Source organism: Vreelandella sp. F11, from assembly GCF_042466685.1.
In the GTDB taxonomy this organism is placed as follows: domain Bacteria; phylum Pseudomonadota; class Gammaproteobacteria; order Pseudomonadales; family Halomonadaceae; genus Vreelandella.
Window position 1 is genome coordinate 634,106 of the sequence record NZ_CP170448.1, and the last position, 16,307, is coordinate 650,412.

At 54.2% G+C, this 16,307-nt stretch carries 16 protein-coding genes; 8 read left to right on the plus strand and 8 right to left on the minus strand.

All coding sequences use genetic code 11. The features are described 5' to 3' along the window. Positions 1 to 27: 27 nt before the first annotated feature. Genes ACFIOZ_RS02920 through ACFIOZ_RS02930 form a run of 3 tightly spaced genes read right to left on the minus strand, consistent with a single transcriptional unit; the run spans position 28 to position 2,141 of the window. Positions 28 to 693, minus strand: coding sequence for an isochorismatase family protein (locus ACFIOZ_RS02920; RefSeq protein WP_386082146.1), 666 nt, complete (start codon positions 691 to 693; stop codon positions 28 to 30). Positions 694 to 750: 57 nt separating this feature from the next. After that, positions 751 to 1,668 carry an isocitrate lyase/PEP mutase family protein gene (locus tag ACFIOZ_RS02925; protein WP_386082148.1) on the minus strand — a complete coding sequence of 306 codons (918 nt, stop codon included), beginning with the start codon at positions 1,666 to 1,668 and terminating at the stop codon, positions 751 to 753. A gap of 53 nt (positions 1,669 to 1,721) precedes the next feature. Then, a complete protein-coding gene (locus tag ACFIOZ_RS02930) occupies positions 1,722 to 2,141 on the minus strand; it encodes a nuclear transport factor 2 family protein (RefSeq protein ID WP_386082150.1) in 420 nt (139 codons plus the stop codon). Between the two features lie 221 nt (positions 2,142 to 2,362). On the opposite strand from ACFIOZ_RS02930, the gene ACFIOZ_RS02935 reads away from it, so the two are divergent. The 7 genes from ACFIOZ_RS02935 (at position 2,363) to ACFIOZ_RS02965 (ending at position 8,978) form a co-directional block, all read left to right on the plus strand. Beyond that, positions 2,363 to 3,169 carry a GntR family transcriptional regulator gene (locus tag ACFIOZ_RS02935; RefSeq protein ID WP_386082152.1) on the plus strand — a complete coding sequence of 269 codons (807 nt, stop codon included), beginning with the start codon at positions 2,363 to 2,365 and terminating at the stop codon, positions 3,167 to 3,169. A 145-nt stretch (positions 3,170 to 3,314) separates the two neighbouring features. Further along, on the plus strand, positions 3,315 to 4,754 hold the full coding sequence (gene leuC, locus ACFIOZ_RS02940; protein WP_386082153.1) for a 3-isopropylmalate dehydratase large subunit: 1,440 nt from the start codon (positions 3,315 to 3,317) through the stop codon (positions 4,752 to 4,754). After that, positions 4,754 to 5,392 (plus strand): 3-isopropylmalate dehydratase small subunit, encoded by a 639-nt coding sequence (gene leuD, locus ACFIOZ_RS02945; protein ID WP_386082155.1) that lies wholly within the window; start codon positions 4,754 to 4,756, stop codon positions 5,390 to 5,392. The genes leuC and leuD overlap by 1 nt, the downstream gene beginning before the upstream one ends. A gap of 142 nt (positions 5,393 to 5,534) precedes the next feature. Next, complete coding sequence (gene dctP, locus ACFIOZ_RS02950; RefSeq protein ID WP_211596220.1) at positions 5,535 to 6,533, plus strand: TRAP transporter substrate-binding protein DctP; 999 nt, start codon at positions 5,535 to 5,537, stop codon at positions 6,531 to 6,533. Between the two features lie 62 nt (positions 6,534 to 6,595). Next, positions 6,596 to 7,102, plus strand: coding sequence for a TRAP transporter small permease (locus ACFIOZ_RS02955; RefSeq protein ID WP_386082157.1), 507 nt, complete (start codon positions 6,596 to 6,598; stop codon positions 7,100 to 7,102). After that, positions 7,102 to 8,415, plus strand: coding sequence for a TRAP transporter large permease (locus ACFIOZ_RS02960; RefSeq protein WP_088698368.1), 1,314 nt, complete (start codon positions 7,102 to 7,104; stop codon positions 8,413 to 8,415). Before ACFIOZ_RS02955 ends, ACFIOZ_RS02960 begins: the two co-directional genes overlap by 1 nt. 119 nt (positions 8,416 to 8,534) lie before the next feature. Then, positions 8,535 to 8,978, plus strand: a complete 444-nt coding sequence (locus tag ACFIOZ_RS02965) for an ion channel (RefSeq protein ID WP_386082160.1) — start codon at positions 8,535 to 8,537, stop codon at positions 8,976 to 8,978. A 9-nt stretch (positions 8,979 to 8,987) separates the two neighbouring features. On the opposite strand, the gene zigA is transcribed toward ACFIOZ_RS02965, so the two are convergent. The 5 genes from zigA to ACFIOZ_RS02990 all read right to left on the minus strand — a co-directional run bounded on the left by zigA (position 8,988) and on the right by ACFIOZ_RS02990 (position 13,329). Further along, the gene (gene zigA / locus ACFIOZ_RS02970; protein ID WP_386082162.1) at positions 8,988 to 10,214 is read right to left on the minus strand and encodes a zinc metallochaperone GTPase ZigA; all 1,227 of its coding nucleotides are present in this window, start codon (positions 10,212 to 10,214) and stop codon (positions 8,988 to 8,990) included. Positions 10,215 to 10,326: 112 nt separating this feature from the next. Beyond that, entirely contained in the window at positions 10,327 to 10,602 is a 276-nt protein-coding gene (locus tag ACFIOZ_RS02975) for a TIGR03643 family protein (protein WP_386082164.1), read from the minus strand. A gap of 3 nt (positions 10,603 to 10,605) precedes the next feature. Next, positions 10,606 to 12,000 carry a PepSY-associated TM helix domain-containing protein gene (locus tag ACFIOZ_RS02980; RefSeq protein ID WP_386082166.1) on the minus strand — a complete coding sequence of 465 codons (1,395 nt, stop codon included), beginning with the start codon at positions 11,998 to 12,000 and terminating at the stop codon, positions 10,606 to 10,608. 96 nt (positions 12,001 to 12,096) lie between these two features. Next, positions 12,097 to 12,729: a class I SAM-dependent methyltransferase gene (locus tag ACFIOZ_RS02985; RefSeq protein WP_386082168.1), complete on the minus strand. Its 633-nt coding sequence runs from the start codon at positions 12,727 to 12,729 to the stop codon at positions 12,097 to 12,099. Between the two features lie 252 nt (positions 12,730 to 12,981). Further along, on the minus strand, positions 12,982 to 13,329 hold the full coding sequence (locus ACFIOZ_RS02990; RefSeq protein WP_386082170.1) for a helix-turn-helix domain-containing protein: 348 nt from the start codon (positions 13,327 to 13,329) through the stop codon (positions 12,982 to 12,984). A 470-nt stretch (positions 13,330 to 13,799) separates the two neighbouring features. Between ACFIOZ_RS02990 and ACFIOZ_RS02995 the strand changes: the two genes are divergently transcribed. Next, positions 13,800 to 16,145, plus strand: a complete 2,346-nt coding sequence (locus tag ACFIOZ_RS02995; protein ID WP_386082172.1) for a putative bifunctional diguanylate cyclase/phosphodiesterase — start codon at positions 13,800 to 13,802, stop codon at positions 16,143 to 16,145. The last annotated feature ends 162 nt before the right edge of the window (positions 16,146 to 16,307 follow it).

Consider the following 16,307-nt stretch of genomic DNA (forward strand, 5'->3'; position numbering starts at 1 on the left):
TTAAGCTTAGCGGTGGTTTGTGATGTCTCAGGCGTTGCCATTCAGCCACGCGAGTACATCGGCAACCGGCAGCACGTCAGCATATTTAAGGTGCAGGTCGGTGAGGTTGGCGTAGTGGTAGCTCTCATGTTTATCCGCTACACACTCCATGGGCACGATAGTGCGGTAGCCCCGGGAGAGGCTCTCCACGGCGGTGGCGCGGATACAGCCAGAGGTGGAACCACCGGTAATAATCACCGTGTCGACCTGGTGCCACACCAGCAGCGACTGCAGCGGCGTTTCAAAAAATGCCGAGGGCATGCGCTTGGTGTAGATCACATCGCGGCCGTGGTCGATGTCGCAGCGCTCATCGAACTCGGCGCGCTCAGAGCCGTACTTGATGTTCTGCAGTGAATCCGGCGTATCGGTACGCGTACCCCACACTCCTGCGTCTTCGGCAGAGTCCAAAAAAGCCACATGAGTCCAGACCACCGGCCAGCCTTTTTCTCGAAAACCGCGGGCCAGTTGGTTGGTGTACTCCAACTGTTTGGGATCGGTTTCGTAGGCAGTTTTAAAGAGATCGGTACGGGTATAGGCCTTTTGCGGGTCAACGTTCACCAGCACCGCTTTATTGCCGAAGCCAAACGGCACCCGCTGGGGGTTGGCCATAACGTCGTTAAAAATCTCTTTCGCCGTTTTGTCGGTGGTCTGCATCGTCGTCTCCTGAAATTGCTTATTTATAAATCATCGGCACACGTTGAGAAGCGAGCGTTAGCGATTGTCGTACTGCTCGCCAAGCTCCAGCATCGCTTGAGTGCCTAAGTAGTCGTTAAGCTGTTTGAAATCGAGCATCTGGTCGCGAAAGGCGTCGGTGGTGCCGTCCTGCTTCAGGGTGGCAAAGAAGCGACTGGCCATATGAGTAATCGCCCGTACCAGCGCGCCGGGGAAAATCACCAGCGAGAAGCCAAGGTCTTCCAGGGCCTGGGCGTTCTGCAGCGGGGTATCGCCGCCTTCGACCATATTAGCCATGATGGGCACCTTGCCTTTGAACTGGGTCATGATTTTGCTGATATCTTCGTCGCTACGGATACCTTCGATAAACAGCATATCCACGCCCGCTTCATAATAGGCCTGGGCGCGCTCAATGGCGCTGTCGGTGCCTTCCACGCCAAGTGCATCAGTACGGCCAATAATCAGCGTGCTGTCGCTTTCACGGGCGTCCAGGGCGGCATGTAGCTTGCCCACCATTTCGCTTTTGGAGACCAGGGTTTTACCGCGCAGGTGACCGCAGCGCTTGGGATAGGTTTGATCTTCCAACTGAATGGCGTTGGCGCCCGAACGCTCCAGCAAGCGCACGCTGCGCATCACGTTCATGGCGTTGCCAAAGCCAGTATCACAATCCACCACCACGGATAAGTGGGTGCGTTCGCGAATATGTGACATCGCAGTGCAAATTTCGGTAATGCTGAGTAGGCCAATATCTGGCCGCCCCAGCTGGGTATAGGCCAGGCTGGCACCGGAAAGGTAGACCGTATCGAAGCCTGCCTGCTCGGCAAGTGAAGCGCCAAGGGCGTCAAACACGCCGGGGGCGACGACAATAGAGCTTTCCTGCAACTGCTGTTTAAGCTGGCTGCGCCGGTGTGAAACTTGCTGTGATGTCTGGCTGGAAACGCTGTGTTGGCGTGTCATAAAGATCTCGTCACTTTAGGAAAAAGGGGAGTAGGAAAACATGAGCAGTGGCTTCAGATGTTAGCGGTGACTGGCTGTTCTAACGCCAAGTCGTTCCACACATCCTGGCGGGTAATCAGGCCATCGGTGAGTTCAAAGCGGTCAATAAAGCGCACGCAGGTTGAGGTAGTGCCATCCAGCCACTCCACGGTGAGTTCGCCGTGGCAAAACACGACTATTACAGAACCAGCGCATTGGCTTGGGTAGTTGCACAGGTCTACTGCGTGAAGCGTTTTATTTACCCTGCGGTAGCGGTTTTGGGCCCACTCCACGACCTCACTTAACCGTTGCATGGGCGGCGAGCCGGGGAACTGCATCACGATACCTGCGGCGAGGTATTGCTCAGCGTTAGTCAGGTCGCGAGCTTCCATAGCGCTTAAAAAAGCGCGTACTAGCTCGACGCTGTGGTCTCTCTCATGGTGGTTTTCCGACATAGATAACGCTCTACTCTCTGGCTAATCGCTGCTCATCTGAAACCCCACCGCTAGCGATACTTCTGGGTGCTGGTTCTGTAATAATGGCTTTCAAAGGGCAGTAATTGTGTTATTAGTTGGCTGTCGATATGTATTATATGTAATACATTTTTATGTCTATTATTATCCCTGCGTCAAGCATGATATGAATTTTTCGAACAACATCCTGAGGAGAGGCGTGGATGAGTGAGGCACAATCCTCCGCGGTGGGGGGCACTAAATCACACCGCATCTACCTGCTGCTGAAAGACGCTATTTTGAGTGGACGGCTGCCTGCGGGCAGTAAATTACCCGGCGAAAACAGGCTGGCAGAGCAGCATGGCGTGTCGCGGGTAACCGTTCGTCGTGCCATGGAGGCGCTGCAGTCGTCAGGCATGGTGGAGCGTAAGGCCGGGGTGGGTACGGTGGTGTTGGAGCAACCGCTGGACGCCACGGTGATGACCGCCAGCGTGTCTAATCTGATGCCCAATATGGTCAAGATGAGCCAGGCCTCCCAGGTGCGTTTGCTGGAGTTTGCCTATGTGCTGCCGCCTGAAATGATCCGGGAGCGGCTGGGTATGGCACAGAGCGTAAAAGTTCAGCGCTCGGTGCGGGTGCGCATGGTCGACGATAAGCCATTTTCGCATCTGGTCACTCACGTGCCTGAATCGATTGCTCTGCACTACAACGAGATGGATTTAGCCAATACACCGCTGTTTGTGCTGCTAGAGCGCAGTGGGGTAAAGGTCGACCACGCTTCTCAATCGATTTCCGCGACTTTGGCTAGCCATGAAGTGGCGGAGGCGCTGGATGTGGCCGTGGGGTCGCCGCTGATCTCACTCACCCGTGTGGTGTTTGATGAGCAGGGCCGGGGGGTAGAACATCTGGATGCACTTTACCGTCCGGATCGTTATCGCTTCCAGATAGACCTGGAGCGTAACGGCGACGATAACTCCCGCTACTGGGAGCCCAAAGTGGGCGGAATGCCCACTAGCGGTAAGGATGGATAGAGATTTTGCTTATATTTTTAATGTATTAAATTTAATACAGATTTAAAATTATAAAAAATACATTTGACCTGTGTTGTGAAACTGCGCTAGTTGTATTGGGTGAGAATGATAAGTCCAACGAAGGCCGAGGCAACGAGCGACGACAATGAGTACCCCAACAACGCTGTTTGACAAAGTTTGGCGCACCCATGAGGTTCACCGCAGTGAAAGCGGACAGAGCCTTCTGTGGATTGATCGCCATTTTGTCCACGAGGGCTCCTTTCACGCCTTCAATAAACTGGCTGAGCGCGCGTTGCCCGTTGCACGACCCGATTTAACGTTTGGCATTGCTGATCACTACGTACCGACGCTAGCCCGTGATTTGGCTGGCGTTGCCGACCCCAAAGTGCGTTCGATGATTGAGCAGCTCTCCCGCAATACTCAGCTGCACGGGGTGACGCTGTTCGGCCTTGATGACCCGCGCCAGGGCATTGTGCATGTGTTAGGGCCCGAGCAGGGGCTTACCCAGCCCGGCATGATCATGGTGTGCGGCGATAGTCATACTGCTACCCACGGTGCCTTTGGCAGCATTGCCTTTGGCATTGGCGCCTCAGAAGTGGCCCATGTGCTGGCCACGCAAACCCTGTGGCAGAGCAAACCCAAGGTGATGCGGATTACCGTGGATGGCCAATTGGCCGAAGGCATCACTGCCAAGGATATCGCGCTGACCTGGATTTCACGTTTAGGCGCCGACGGCGCAAGGGGTTATGCCATTGAGTACGCTGGCGAGGCGATCCGCTCGCTCTCCATGGAAGCGCGGCTTACGCTGTGTAATCTCTCCATTGAGGGCGGCGGTCGCTGCGGCATGATTGCCCCAGACCAAACCACCTTCGACTATCTGCGTGACCGTCCCTGGATTCCGCAAGGGGAAGCTTTCAAACAAGCCTGCGCCTACTGGGCCACGCTTTACAGCGACCCAGGCGCCCGTTTTGATCTTGAAGTGACGCTGCATGCGGACGAAATCGCTCCCACGGTGACCTGGGGCGTCTCGCCCGAAGAGGCGCTGCCGATTGATCGCGCTGTGCCAGACCCAGAGCAACTGAGCGATCCCGCGAAAGCGCGCCAGGCTCGGGATAGCTTGGAGTATATGGGCTTAACGCCAGGCCAAAGACTCACCGACATAACAATTGACCGGGTTTTTATTGGCTCCTGCACTAACGCCCGGATTGAAGACTTGCGCGCCGCTGCCGCCGTGCTGGCAGGCCACAAAAGCCGCGTACCCGGCATGGTCTCACCCGGCTCGACCCTGGTAAAAAACCAAGCCGAAGCCGAGGGGTTAGATCGTATCTTTATCGATGCGGGGCTTGAGTGGCGCCACTCAGGCTGCTCCATGTGCGTAGGCATGAACGGTGATTTGCTCGCCAACGGTGAACGCTGCGCCTCCACCACCAACCGCAACTTTAAGGGCCGCCAAGGGCCTGGTGCGCGTACTCACTTGATGTCACCTGCCATGGTGGCGGCGGCGGCGGTCAATGGACGGCTGGTGGATGTACGGACGCTTCCAGTGGCCGCTGCTTCACCCGGTCAGCCTTCAGGAGCGCGCTAATGCAACCGATTACCGTATTGAACACCCTTGGGGTGGCGCTTGCCGCAGCGAACGTGGATACCGATCAGCTAATTCCTGCACGCTTTATGAAAGAGCCGCGCAGCGTAGGGTACGGCCAGTTTCTGCTTTACGACGTTCGCCACGACGAGCAGGGCATACCCAACCCAGAGTTTACACTGCATCGCCCCAACGCGGATAAGGCCGAGGTGATGGTCAGTCGGCGTAATTTTGGTGCGGGATCCTCTCGTGAGGCGGCGGTGTATGCGCTGGTCGATTACGGCTTTCGCTGCGTGGTGGCGCCGAGCTTTGGCGATATTTTTGCCTCAAACGCCGTCAATAACGGCTTGCTGCCTGCGGTCGTGGAAGAAGAGGAGGCCGAGCGTTTGCTGGCAGCCCTTGGTGATGCGCCAGCCGCAATTTATGTGGATTTGGAGAAGCAACTCATTCGAGTCGCTGAGGTAGAGGTGAATTTTTCCATCAGCCCTGTATGGCGCACCAAATTGCTTAATGGCTGGGACGATATCGATATGACCCGCCAACATACCGAAACCATTACCGAGTTCGCAGCCCGCTACGAAGCGCAGTCCCCCTGGACAGCGGCGCAGCCACCAAAGAGCGCCATTATCGGTAAAGGGTAGCGGCAGTGACGCTATATCAGGAGTGAATTTCCATAAAAACAGTACGCACGCTTACAGCAGACGTTTAGAAAAACAGCTTATAAGAAAGAAGCAGAAACAATAAACGCTATAACGCAGACTACCTTGTGCAGGAGACTAACGAATGAAAAAAGTAACGCTTACCCTGGGCGTGTTAACAGCCCTGGCGTCCACTCAGACCCTAGCATTGGATCAAATTAACGCGGTGCATGCGTTCCCTCCCTCGCTAATCTATACCCAGAGCTTTTTAGAGTTCGTCGATAAGGTCAACGAGCGCGGTGAAGGCGTGGTGCAAATTAACGTGCGCGGCGGCCCTGAAGTGATTGGTCTTTCCGAGCAGCCCGACGCAGTGCGCAACGGCGTGGTGGATATGGCCTACACCGCCGCGAGCTTCTACGCCGGTACCGTGCCTGAGCGCGATGCCATGGTGGCCTCCAATACCAATGCTATTTTCGCCCGTGAAAATGGCGGCATCGATCTGCTGAATGAAATTCATCAGGAGAAAATGGGCACCTACTACTTGGGCTGGTTCGACAGTGGGGTCAGCTACAACTTCTACACCATTGATGAGCCCACCATTGATGACGAAGGTAATCTAAACGTTTCGGGCCTACGCTTACGCAGTAACCCGGTGTATGACGCCTTCTTCCAGGACTACCTGGGCGCGCAGCCAATCAGCCTGCCGACCACCGATGTTTATGCGGCCCTGGAGCGAGGCGTAGTGAACGCGACCGGCTGGACGCAGATTGGCCTGAAAGACCTCAACTGGGATCGTTTCCTTAACTACCGGGTTGACCCTGCCTTCTTCTCTACCGATATGGGGGTGATCGTTAACCTGGATAAGTGGAACCAGCTCAGCGAAGAGTCGCAGCAAATTCTTCAGGAAGTCGCCATTGAGCATGAGCGCGACAGCGCCGAACAACTGGCTGAATTAGCCAAAGAGCAGCAAGCCGAGCTTGAGGCTGATGGCATGCAGGTCATCACCCTGGAAGGCGAAGCAGCACAGCGCTTCTCAGACGCTGCCCGGGATGCCACCTGGGAGCGTATGCGCGGCCAGATGGAGCGCCACCCCATGGGGCTTGAGCATTACGATACGCTGATCGAAAAATTCAACGATCTATAGAAACGTAGGGGCGCCGAGCGATTGAGCGCCCTATTTGTGTGGCTTATTTTCTAGGGTTTTTTATGCGCTACGCACAACGCGGCTATCTGCTGCTGCTTAACGGCATGGCACTGCTGGCCGCCATCATGCTGGTCTGGCTGATGGTGGCCGTGGTGCTTTCGGTGGTGATTCGTAACTTAGGCCTTCAGCCTTCTGCGTGGTTTTTCCTCTCCACCGAATACGCCATGTTCTACCTCACCTTACTCGGAGCTCCCTGGCTGGTGCGCCAAAAAGGGCATGTGCATATCGAGCTGCTGACCTCGGTGTTGCCACCTGCAGCGCTGAATATCCTCAGCCGTGGGGTGTCGCTGCTCTGTGTCGTGGTGTGCGGTGTGCTGGCGTGGAAGGGGCTTGATCTGGTGCTGCTCAATATGGAGCGCACTGACTATGACGTACGGGCTTTCTTTGTGCCGAAATGGATACTAACCATCGTCTTCCCCATCAGCTTTTCCCTGATGGCGATCGAATTTGGCCGCTTTGTGGTGGGCCATGAAATTCTTCACAGCGGCGAAGCGGGGATTAAAGAATAATGGAATGGTACTTTGCGCTCGCTTTCCTACTCTCGCTGATTCTCCTGTTCATGGCCATTGGCACCCCCATTGCTTTGGCGTTTTTGGCCGCCAACGTGATTGGCGCTTGGCACTTTATGGGTGGCCAAACCGGCATCTTACAGATGCTCAACAACGGTTTCGGTGCACTCTCCAGCTTTAACTTGGTGCCCATTCCGCTGTTTTTATTGATGGGTGAACTGTTTTTCCGCACCGGGCTGGGCATGAAAATGTTCAACGCTGTGGATCAGCTAATGGGCAAGGTGCCGGGGCGTTTATCTTACGTCACAGTGGTGGGGGGGACGGCGTTCTCAACGCTGAGCGGCTCCTCCATGGGTTCTACGGCATTAATGGGTTCGCTACTGGTGCCGGAAATGGAGCGACGGGGCTATAAAAAGAAAATGGCGATTGGCCCGATTCTGGGCACTGGCGGTCTGGCGATTATTATTCCGCCCTCCGCGCTGGCAGTGCTGTTAGCAACCTTGGCGAAAGTGGATATTGGCGCACTGCTTATCGCCGGTATTCTGCCAGGGCTAACGCTGGCGGGGTTCTATATCGCGACCATCTTTATTCAAACCAAGCTGGATCCTTTGGCCGCCCCGAATTATGAGCTTGAGCCGGTGCCGCTGAGCGCGAAGCTCAAACTGATCGTGACCGATATTCTACCCATGCTCAGCGTGATGGTGATTATCGTCACGCTGATGCTGATTGGGTTTGCCACGCCGTCAGAAGCCGCAGCCTTTGGTGCGCTAGGCGTGATTATCCTGGCGTTTATTTTCCGCTGCATGACCTGGGAGGCGTTTAAGCTTTCGGTCACCGGGGCACTTAAAGTCACGCTGATGGCCTACCTGATCGTGTTTGGCTCGGCTACCTTCAGTCAGCTGCTCGGCTTCTCTGGCGCTTCGGGTGGCTTGATCGGCTGGGCGACCAGTTTTGATCTGTCGCCGATTCTGATGCTCCTGGCGATGTTTGCGGTGCTACTGGTGCTGGGCACCTTTATGGAGCAGATCTCTATTATGATGCTGACCGTGCCGATCTTCTTTCCGCTGGCCCAGGCGCTGGGGTTTGATCTAGTGTGGTTCGGGATCGTTGTTTTATTGGCTCTCGAAATCAGTTTCTCAACGCCACCGTTAGGGCTGCTGCTTTTTGTGATGAAAGGTGTCGCGCCTGCGGGTACTACCATGAGTGAAATATACTCGGCGGCGATTCCCTACATCCTCTGTTCGATGCTGCTGGTCGCGGTACTTATTGTGTTCCCGGGTCTGGCGACTTGGTTGCCCAGCATGTTGCAGTAATTAACCCGTCAACGTCGTGAATAACCTCCCAGGCTAACATTAGCCTGGGAGGTTTTTTTTATTTTCAGATCCTTGACTACGCTTAAGCTCTTTCAAGAGCATCAAAGCAGGGAGCAGCAATGTTAAGTGGAACTGGGGCGGCCATTGTTATTACGGCGATAGCGGTACTGGCCAGTGTGGTGGTGCATTTTGAAGTGGCCATTCGGGTGAGCCGCAAACTTGAGTACTGGCCGTTAACGCTAAGACGGCGTTTTCTAGTCCTAATGTTCTCGTTGTTTGGAGCGCATGTGGCCGAAATTTGTCTGTTTGCTCTTGCGTTGGTAGGTCTGCAATACCTACCGGAAACGGGGCAGCTTTCCGGCAGTGAAACGGTAGCACTGTGGGATTATCTCTATGTATCGGCAACGAGCTATACCACCCTCGGTTTTGGTGATCTAACCCCCGAGGGTAGTATCCGCCTGCTTCTCAGCACCGAAGGCCTGATCGGGTTCATGCTGATTACCTGGTCGGCGTCGCTTACCTTCCTACAAATGCAGCAGCACTGGGCAGTGGGGGCTGAGTAGCCAGCCAGGTTACTCCCAGGCAGGGAAGGGGTCGGGTAGCTTCTTCCACGCTTGCATGCCTTCCAGCAGCTCGGCTTCGCTCAATAGACAGGCGTCCAGTGCTTCGCGCATTTTGGCTTGATCCAGGTTCTGGCCGATAAACACCAGCTCCTGGCGCATATCGCCGAACGGCTCCTGCCACTTCTCCATAATAAACTGACGCGTTTCGGGGTCGGTTGGCCAGCGCTCTTCAGGGATTGCCTTCCAGAATACCCCGGCTGGGCCGTGGTGGGCGATGCCGCCTGCCTGGCTCCACTGACCGGCGGCTTGAGGACGAGTGGCCAGCCAGAAAAAGCCTTTCGAGCGCAGCAGGCCCTTACCAAACCACTCCTGGTTCAACAGATCGTGGAATTTCTGCGGATGAAAGGGGCGACGGGCATGATAAGCAAAGCTGCCAATCCCGTACTCTTCGGTCTCTGGTACATGCTCGCCGCGCATCTCTTTTAGCCAGCCTGGTGCCAACTGGGCACGCTCGAAATTGAACTTGCCGGTATCCAGTACTTTATCGAGCGGCACGCCGCCTTGAGTGATGGGTACCATCTCCGCGTCGGGGTTCAGCGAGTGCAGGATAGCCTTCAGCGCTGCTATCTCTTTCTCACTGATCAGGTCAGTCTTGCTGATCAACAGCACATCGCAAAACTCGATTTGATCGACCAGCAGGTCGGCGACATTGCGCTCGTCGTCTTCGCCTAAGCTTTCCCCCGCTTCAGCGAGGCTTTGTGCTTCGCGGTACTGTTCAAGAAAGTTAGCGCCATCCACTACGGTCACTAGCGTATCCAGCCGGGCGACGTGGGAGAGGCTCTGGCCGCTTTCATCTTCAAAGGTGAAGGTTTCCGCCACGGGCAGCGGCTCGGAAATCCCAGTGGACTCAATGACCAGGTAATCGAACTTGCCTTCCCGGGCCAACTGGCTGACTTCCTCTAGCAGGTCTTCGCGCAGGGTACAGCAGATGCAGCCGTTGCTCATTTCTACCAGCCGTTCCTCACTGCGATTAAGTGCCACGTCGCCGTCCAACGTCGACTCGCCAGATCCGCCGCGCACCAGTGCGCCATCGATATTTACCTCGCTCATATCGTTAACGATCACGGCGACACGGCGACCTTCGCGGTTGGCCAGAATATGATTGAGCACGGTGGTTTTACCGGCACCCAAAAAACCCGAGAGCACTGTCACGGGCAAGGGAGTAAATGCGGTCATTGCTAAGTCGCCTCTAAACGGGTTTTATGTTATGTGATAATATAACAATTAAGCCGCTTAGAGGAAGGCTTCTTTTGTAGCAGACGCGGTCATTTTTATAGGTGCTAGTTGATTATTGTTTGTACTGTGTCGGGCAATAGCCCCTTACAACACCCGGCGAGCGCAGGGCTTGGTGCTTGGTCGTACGGCCAGTGACACGTTTGCGCCATAGGCGAAACGAAGCGGGTTTGAGTTGGTGGCGCATCACCTCGATGACATCCGGCTCGGCAAGGCCAAACAGTGTTTCGATGGCTTCAAATGGCGTGCGGTCTTCCCAGGCCATTTCAATGATGCGCGACTGCTTGTCATCGGGTAAGCGGCGAAAGCGCTTAACGGGGGCTTTGGGCATCGTTCACCTCATGGTATTCGAATGGCGTGCATTTAGCGTGCGGGCAGGATACCGCTTTTTAATACTCCAGCGCAGCGCATCGATCACCACAAAAATCGCTAGGCTGGCGCCCAAGACAGGCAGCGCCAGGCCCACTGCAATAGCGCCTGCCAGCAGGCCTATTTTGGCCGAGAGCGGCAATTGCCAAAACGGCTCAGCCACCGTCGGAAAGCGCTGACCGCTTGCTGAGCGTAACCGCCGCCAGGCCATCAAATAACCCCATACGATCAATGTCACAAGCCCGGCGGCGATAAACGCCAGTACGACTTGATTCGCAATACCAAACAGTACCCCCATATGCAGATCAATCCCCCAGCGGGTGAGTTTGGCGGCCCATGGAAAAGTGGCAAAGTCGGTTTGATCGGTCACTGCCATTGAGTGTGGATGCAGCGCCACTTGATCTACCTGAGTGGGCCATTGGCGGTCAATTTCCGCTATCCGCCATGCCTGCTGGGGAGTGCTTGGGGGCGTTAATTGAATGCGCGCTGCGCTGAGTCCCGCCTGACGAGCAGCATTCAGTGCCCGATCGAAATCTTCTGGCGTAATAGACGTGGCCACCATGGACATATGGCCGTGATGCTCGGCATGTTCGTCAACGACTTGGCTATCGGTATCGTTCAACGCCGTCGAAGCACTTGGCGTGCCCCAGCCCCAGGCATGACGAAGCTCCGCAATATTACCCCCCGCCCACTGTGACCACGTAAGACCGGTGGCTGAAAAGAACAGTAACCCCAGCGAGAGTATCAGCCCAAGCATCGCGTGGCGTCGGCGAGCCCTGTGAGGAGCCACGAGCGCTTTAAGCGAGTGGCGCTGACGAATCCACAGCAGCACGCCGCCTAGCGCAGCCACCCATAGCCATGAGGCGGCCAGTTCACTATAAAGACGACCTGCGTTACCCATTAACAACTGACGGTGAAAGTGATCAATCGCGGTGCGTAGTGGCAAGATGCCACTGGTACCGTAAACCGTTGTGTCACCAGTCACTTTCAGCGAAATGGGGTCAACGAATACAGCACGGTGTTCAGATGGGCCCAGGCTTGGCTCGCTATACATCAGTCGGGTCGTGCTGCCGAGTTCTGGGGCCGGGCGGACTGCGCTTGGCAAAGTGGCGTTGCCCAGATAGCGTTGTGCCGCAGCAATTTGCTCGGCAAGTGGTTGACCCTCTCCCTGGTTAACCCCATACAGAGTGTCGTGGTAAAACCACTCTTCAAGCGGAGGGCTGAGTAAGTAAGCGATGCCGGAGAGGGCCGCAATCAGTATAAAAGGGCCGACGAAGAGGCCGATATAGAGGTGCAGGCGACTAATCAGGGCAAAAAGCAGTTTGCCAGTGCGAGTAGAAGAGCGGGGCGGGGCTGTCATTCGCTGGATCCGAGTGGCATCGGTAAAAGAGAGAGACAGCTTAGATAGTTTACATAGCAACCGCTAGCCTACACACAGCGGTAAAAAGTCACACGCTTAACGGTTAGGTGGCGTGGGCTTCGCGGCTAAGAGTGCACGAAATAGGCCATTCATTAGCACCGGTTCGTCGTGGCGTATCTGGAATCCAGCGTCGGTGAGCAGAGGCTGCGCTTGTCGGGTAATGTCGGTTGCAAGGGCTGATGTTAGTAGGTTCAAGAGGCGCCGCCCTGGCCCTGCAGGTTGTGAATCCGGCTGAAACTTATCCATTACGCACAGTTGTCCGTCGGTTTTAAGCACTCGGTGCGCTTCGGCAAGACCTTGTCGTGGGTTCGGCATCACCGCCAGAATCAAGTGCATAACGACTACATCAAAGTGCTCCTCGGGATAACTGAGTGCTTCGGCATCCATCACACCGCACTCCACATCTCTATTAAGTGCTGCGGCCCGTTTAGCCGTTCGCTTGACCATGGCAGGAGCTATATCAGTGGCGTGTAATTCGATGTCCTGGGGCAGGAAAGGCAGATCCAACCCTGTCCCTGCGCCTACCAGCAGAACGCGCATACCGGGCTCCCAGTCCACCTGGCCAAGCGCAATGCGCCGCGGCCTGCGAAACACGCGTGCCGCGGCCTGATCGTAAAAAGGTGCGTAAACCGTATAGCGCAGTCGGTTCCAGGCAGTGGTGTTGAGCATAGCGCCTCTTTGCAGCGCAGCGCTGCGATGGCTGAACGGTGGTGACGGGTTACCTATAGCATAAACGCCGTTATTCAACCAATAGTGCACTGACAGTGTGGTGCTCGTTTATAAGGTTGGTATTACACAGTGGGGTTTTTGGTTATATTGAACCCGAGTTGTTGAGTTTGAAAAAAAGTTGATTTTTATAATAATAGTTAATCGTTATTAGCCGCTTTATAGCTAATGGTTGAGTACTTGCTATTATATATTTTACCCCTTTTGAAGGCGTGTCGTTAAGTTTTCAACAATATCGATCACTAGCTTTCGATCATTTTGGTTTAAAGGGGCTAAAAGTTGCATCATTCTGCTTGACTGGTCATCAATATGAAAGCTTGCTTGACCAAGCAACTCCGCGGCTTCGCAGTTGAAAATTTCAGCTAACTCGATTAAGCGCACGATATTGGGAATCACCCGCCCGCGCTCAATCCGCGAAACGGCTTCATTGCCAACACCTAAGCGCTCGGCAACCTCTTCTTGGGTCAATTGACTGCGAACCCGCTGTTTTGCAATGGCTCGGCCAATACTGCCCGCTAGCCGTTTCTGTTCTGTTTTATTCACGATGCCCTCCATTAGACCTAGATGGTTGAGGAACGACCTATTGACATGAAGGACTGTTTAGGTTGAATATCATCTTCTAAGGTTGATTTGGATGCTGATTGTTACTTTTTGTTTCATTTTCTTACTCGCTGAAATGTATGATTTGGCTGATGGGAATTTAATCGAATATCCAAAAAACATAGATGGGTAAATGAAAAACCACAGCTATGGAGTGCACGGCTGAAGGTGTTTCGAGAGGTAACAGATGAATAGGTTGAGTATTTTTATTTGAGTTGAGTTTGTTTTTAAAATTGGCACTAATGTTTTAAAAGAAATGTAGTTAGGGTTGAATGGGAATTTTTTTATAAGTTGTAGCGTTTGAAAAGGCTTTCGAAAAACGTTTGTGCGGCACGCAGATGTGTTTTTCAAATAGAGTGTTCAAGAAAAACGGGATAGAAGCTTGATGTTTAAATCTGAAGGCGCTTAATAGCATGCCCCCTACTTCTGCACCAGAGATTTTTCGACAGTTGGTGGATAAATTGTCCTACGCCAGTGAAGAGGGTTTTTTTCATCACCTCGTGAGATCCTTGGCGGATATTCTCGGGGTTGATCATGCTGCTGTTGAGCATGTTGATAGCCACCAGCGTACTTCGACAACGCTGGCGGCCTGGTCTCAAGGTGAATTCATTGAGATGGCCCCCTATTCGCTCCAAGACACACCATGTCAGCAAGTCGCCCTCCACTCACGTCTGTTTGTCGCTTCTCAGATTTGCGAGCAGTTTCCGAAGGATCAACGCCTGGCGGCTCTGAAAGCAGAAGGGTATCTGGGCATCTCTATTGCGGCGCCTGGCGGTGGCTTCTTGGGCGCTATTGTGCTGATGCACTCCTCTACTCTGGGGCTCCCTCCCTATGCCGAAGAAGTTTTACGTATCGCTGCGGCGTTGGCAGGCGCCGAATTGGCGCGCCAGTTAGCGGAGAGCCAAACACGCGAACGTCTGTTGCATAAAAAGCTAGCGCTGCAGCGCATTGGTCAATACAACGAAGATTTGATTAACACCCTTCATGAGCAGCAACGTTTCCAACACGCTGTTGTTAGCGTGGCCACTGCCGTATCAGCGGAAAATGGCGAAGCGTTTCTGCATCAACTAACCGCCCATATGGCTGAGGCGTTATCTGCCGAAGTGGGGTTTATAGCGTTGCTGGATGAGCAGGATTCCGATATTGCTCATACTTTAACGCTATATATCAATGGCCAGTGCCAGGATAATTTTGCTTATTATCTTCCCGGCGTGCCTTGCCACAAGGTCATGATAGAGCAGGAGTGTATCGTGCACGAGGGCGCCGCCATTATGCTGCCTGCCGAGACTAATGGAGCGCTTTCATGGGTAAACGGCTACGTTGGGCGGCGGTTGGATGATAGCCATGGCCAGCCCATGGGGCTTGTTGGCGTTATGTTTAAAAAGCCGCTGGACGATGTGGAAGTCGTACGCAATGTACTGCAGATATTCGCCGCGCGGGCAGCTTCAGAGCTAGAGCGCCAGCAAGACGAAGTACGCATTCGCCAATTGGCTTTTTGTGATTCTGGCACCCAATTGCCCAATCGGGCGGCCTTTATGCGCCACTTAGAAAGCGTGGTTGCTGATCCAAAAACTACTGAACTGGCGCTATTGCTGCTGGATCTTAATCATTTCAAAGAGATTAATGATACCGCTGGCCACGACCTGGGCGATTTAGTGCTCAAGGCCGTGGCTGAACGCTTTGCGGCGTCGCTAACGGAGGGGCAGTACCTGGCCCGTTTAGGTGGCGATGAGTTTGTGGTGGTATGCCCAGGTGTCCAGGCAAACAGCGCGTTAGCGACGGCTCAGCGTCTGTGTGACAGCATCGCATTGCCCTTTATGGTTGAGCAACACTCTTTCGAACTTTCCGTGGGCATTGGCCTCGCGCTTTATCCCCAGGATGCGTCAACACCATTAGAGTTGCTGAAACACGCCGACATTGCCATGTACCAAGCGAAACGGCAAAAGCTTCCCGTATGCGTGTTTGAGCCCTGGATGGAGCGCATTGTGGCGGAACAGCTGCATATCGCTAAACGCTTAGCGTTAGCCATTGCAGAAAAACAGCTGAGTCTGCATTTTCAGCCTCAGGTAGATTTACACAGCGGCCGGTTAATTGGCGCCGAGGCGCTGTGCCGGTGGCACGATGAGGAGCTGGGCCAGGTTTCACCGGGCAAATTTATCCCCATTGCCGAAGAGCGCGGCATGATCGTTGCGCTTGGCAACTGGGTCATTGAAGAAGCCTGCAGGCAGCTTGCCGCATGGCGAGAGCAGGGGCGCTCTATGCCTGGGCAGTTGGCGATTAATATTACTGCCCAGCAGTTTGAAGAGGATGACTTGGTCGCCAGTGTGCTCAATCGCTGTTCCCAGTTCGCCGTTGGAGCGTCACAGCTGAGTCTGGAAATTACCGAAAGCGGCATCATGGAGAACCCTGAAAAGGCAATTGCAATTACTGAAGTGTTAAAGAGCAAGGGGTTAGGGCTTTCCATTGATGATTTTGGCACCGGGTACTCGTCGCTTGCTTACCTGAAGCGCTTTGCCGCCGATAAAATCAAAATCGATATCTCCTTCGTCCGCGATATGCTCACCAGCGACAATGACCGTGTCATTGTGGCTACGATTATTGCCATGGCGAATACGCTGGGTCTAGAGACCATTGCGGAAGGGATTGAAAACCAAAACCAGATTAACGCATTGCTCGCAATGGGCTGTGCCCAGGGGCAAGGCTACTACTTTGATCGGCCATTGGCAGCTGCACAGTTTGCCCAGCGTTGGCTCAGTTAGCCTAGGCAGCTAGGTCATGAAAGATTATGCATGCCAGTATGGCTACTGCGGCTTACAATAGTTTTCAGAAAAAAGGCTTAAGTCTGTAGACGACCACCTTACTATAGCGCCTAATCACACTTGCTCAACATATTGAGCAAGTTCTAATTTTTTCTTCAGTCC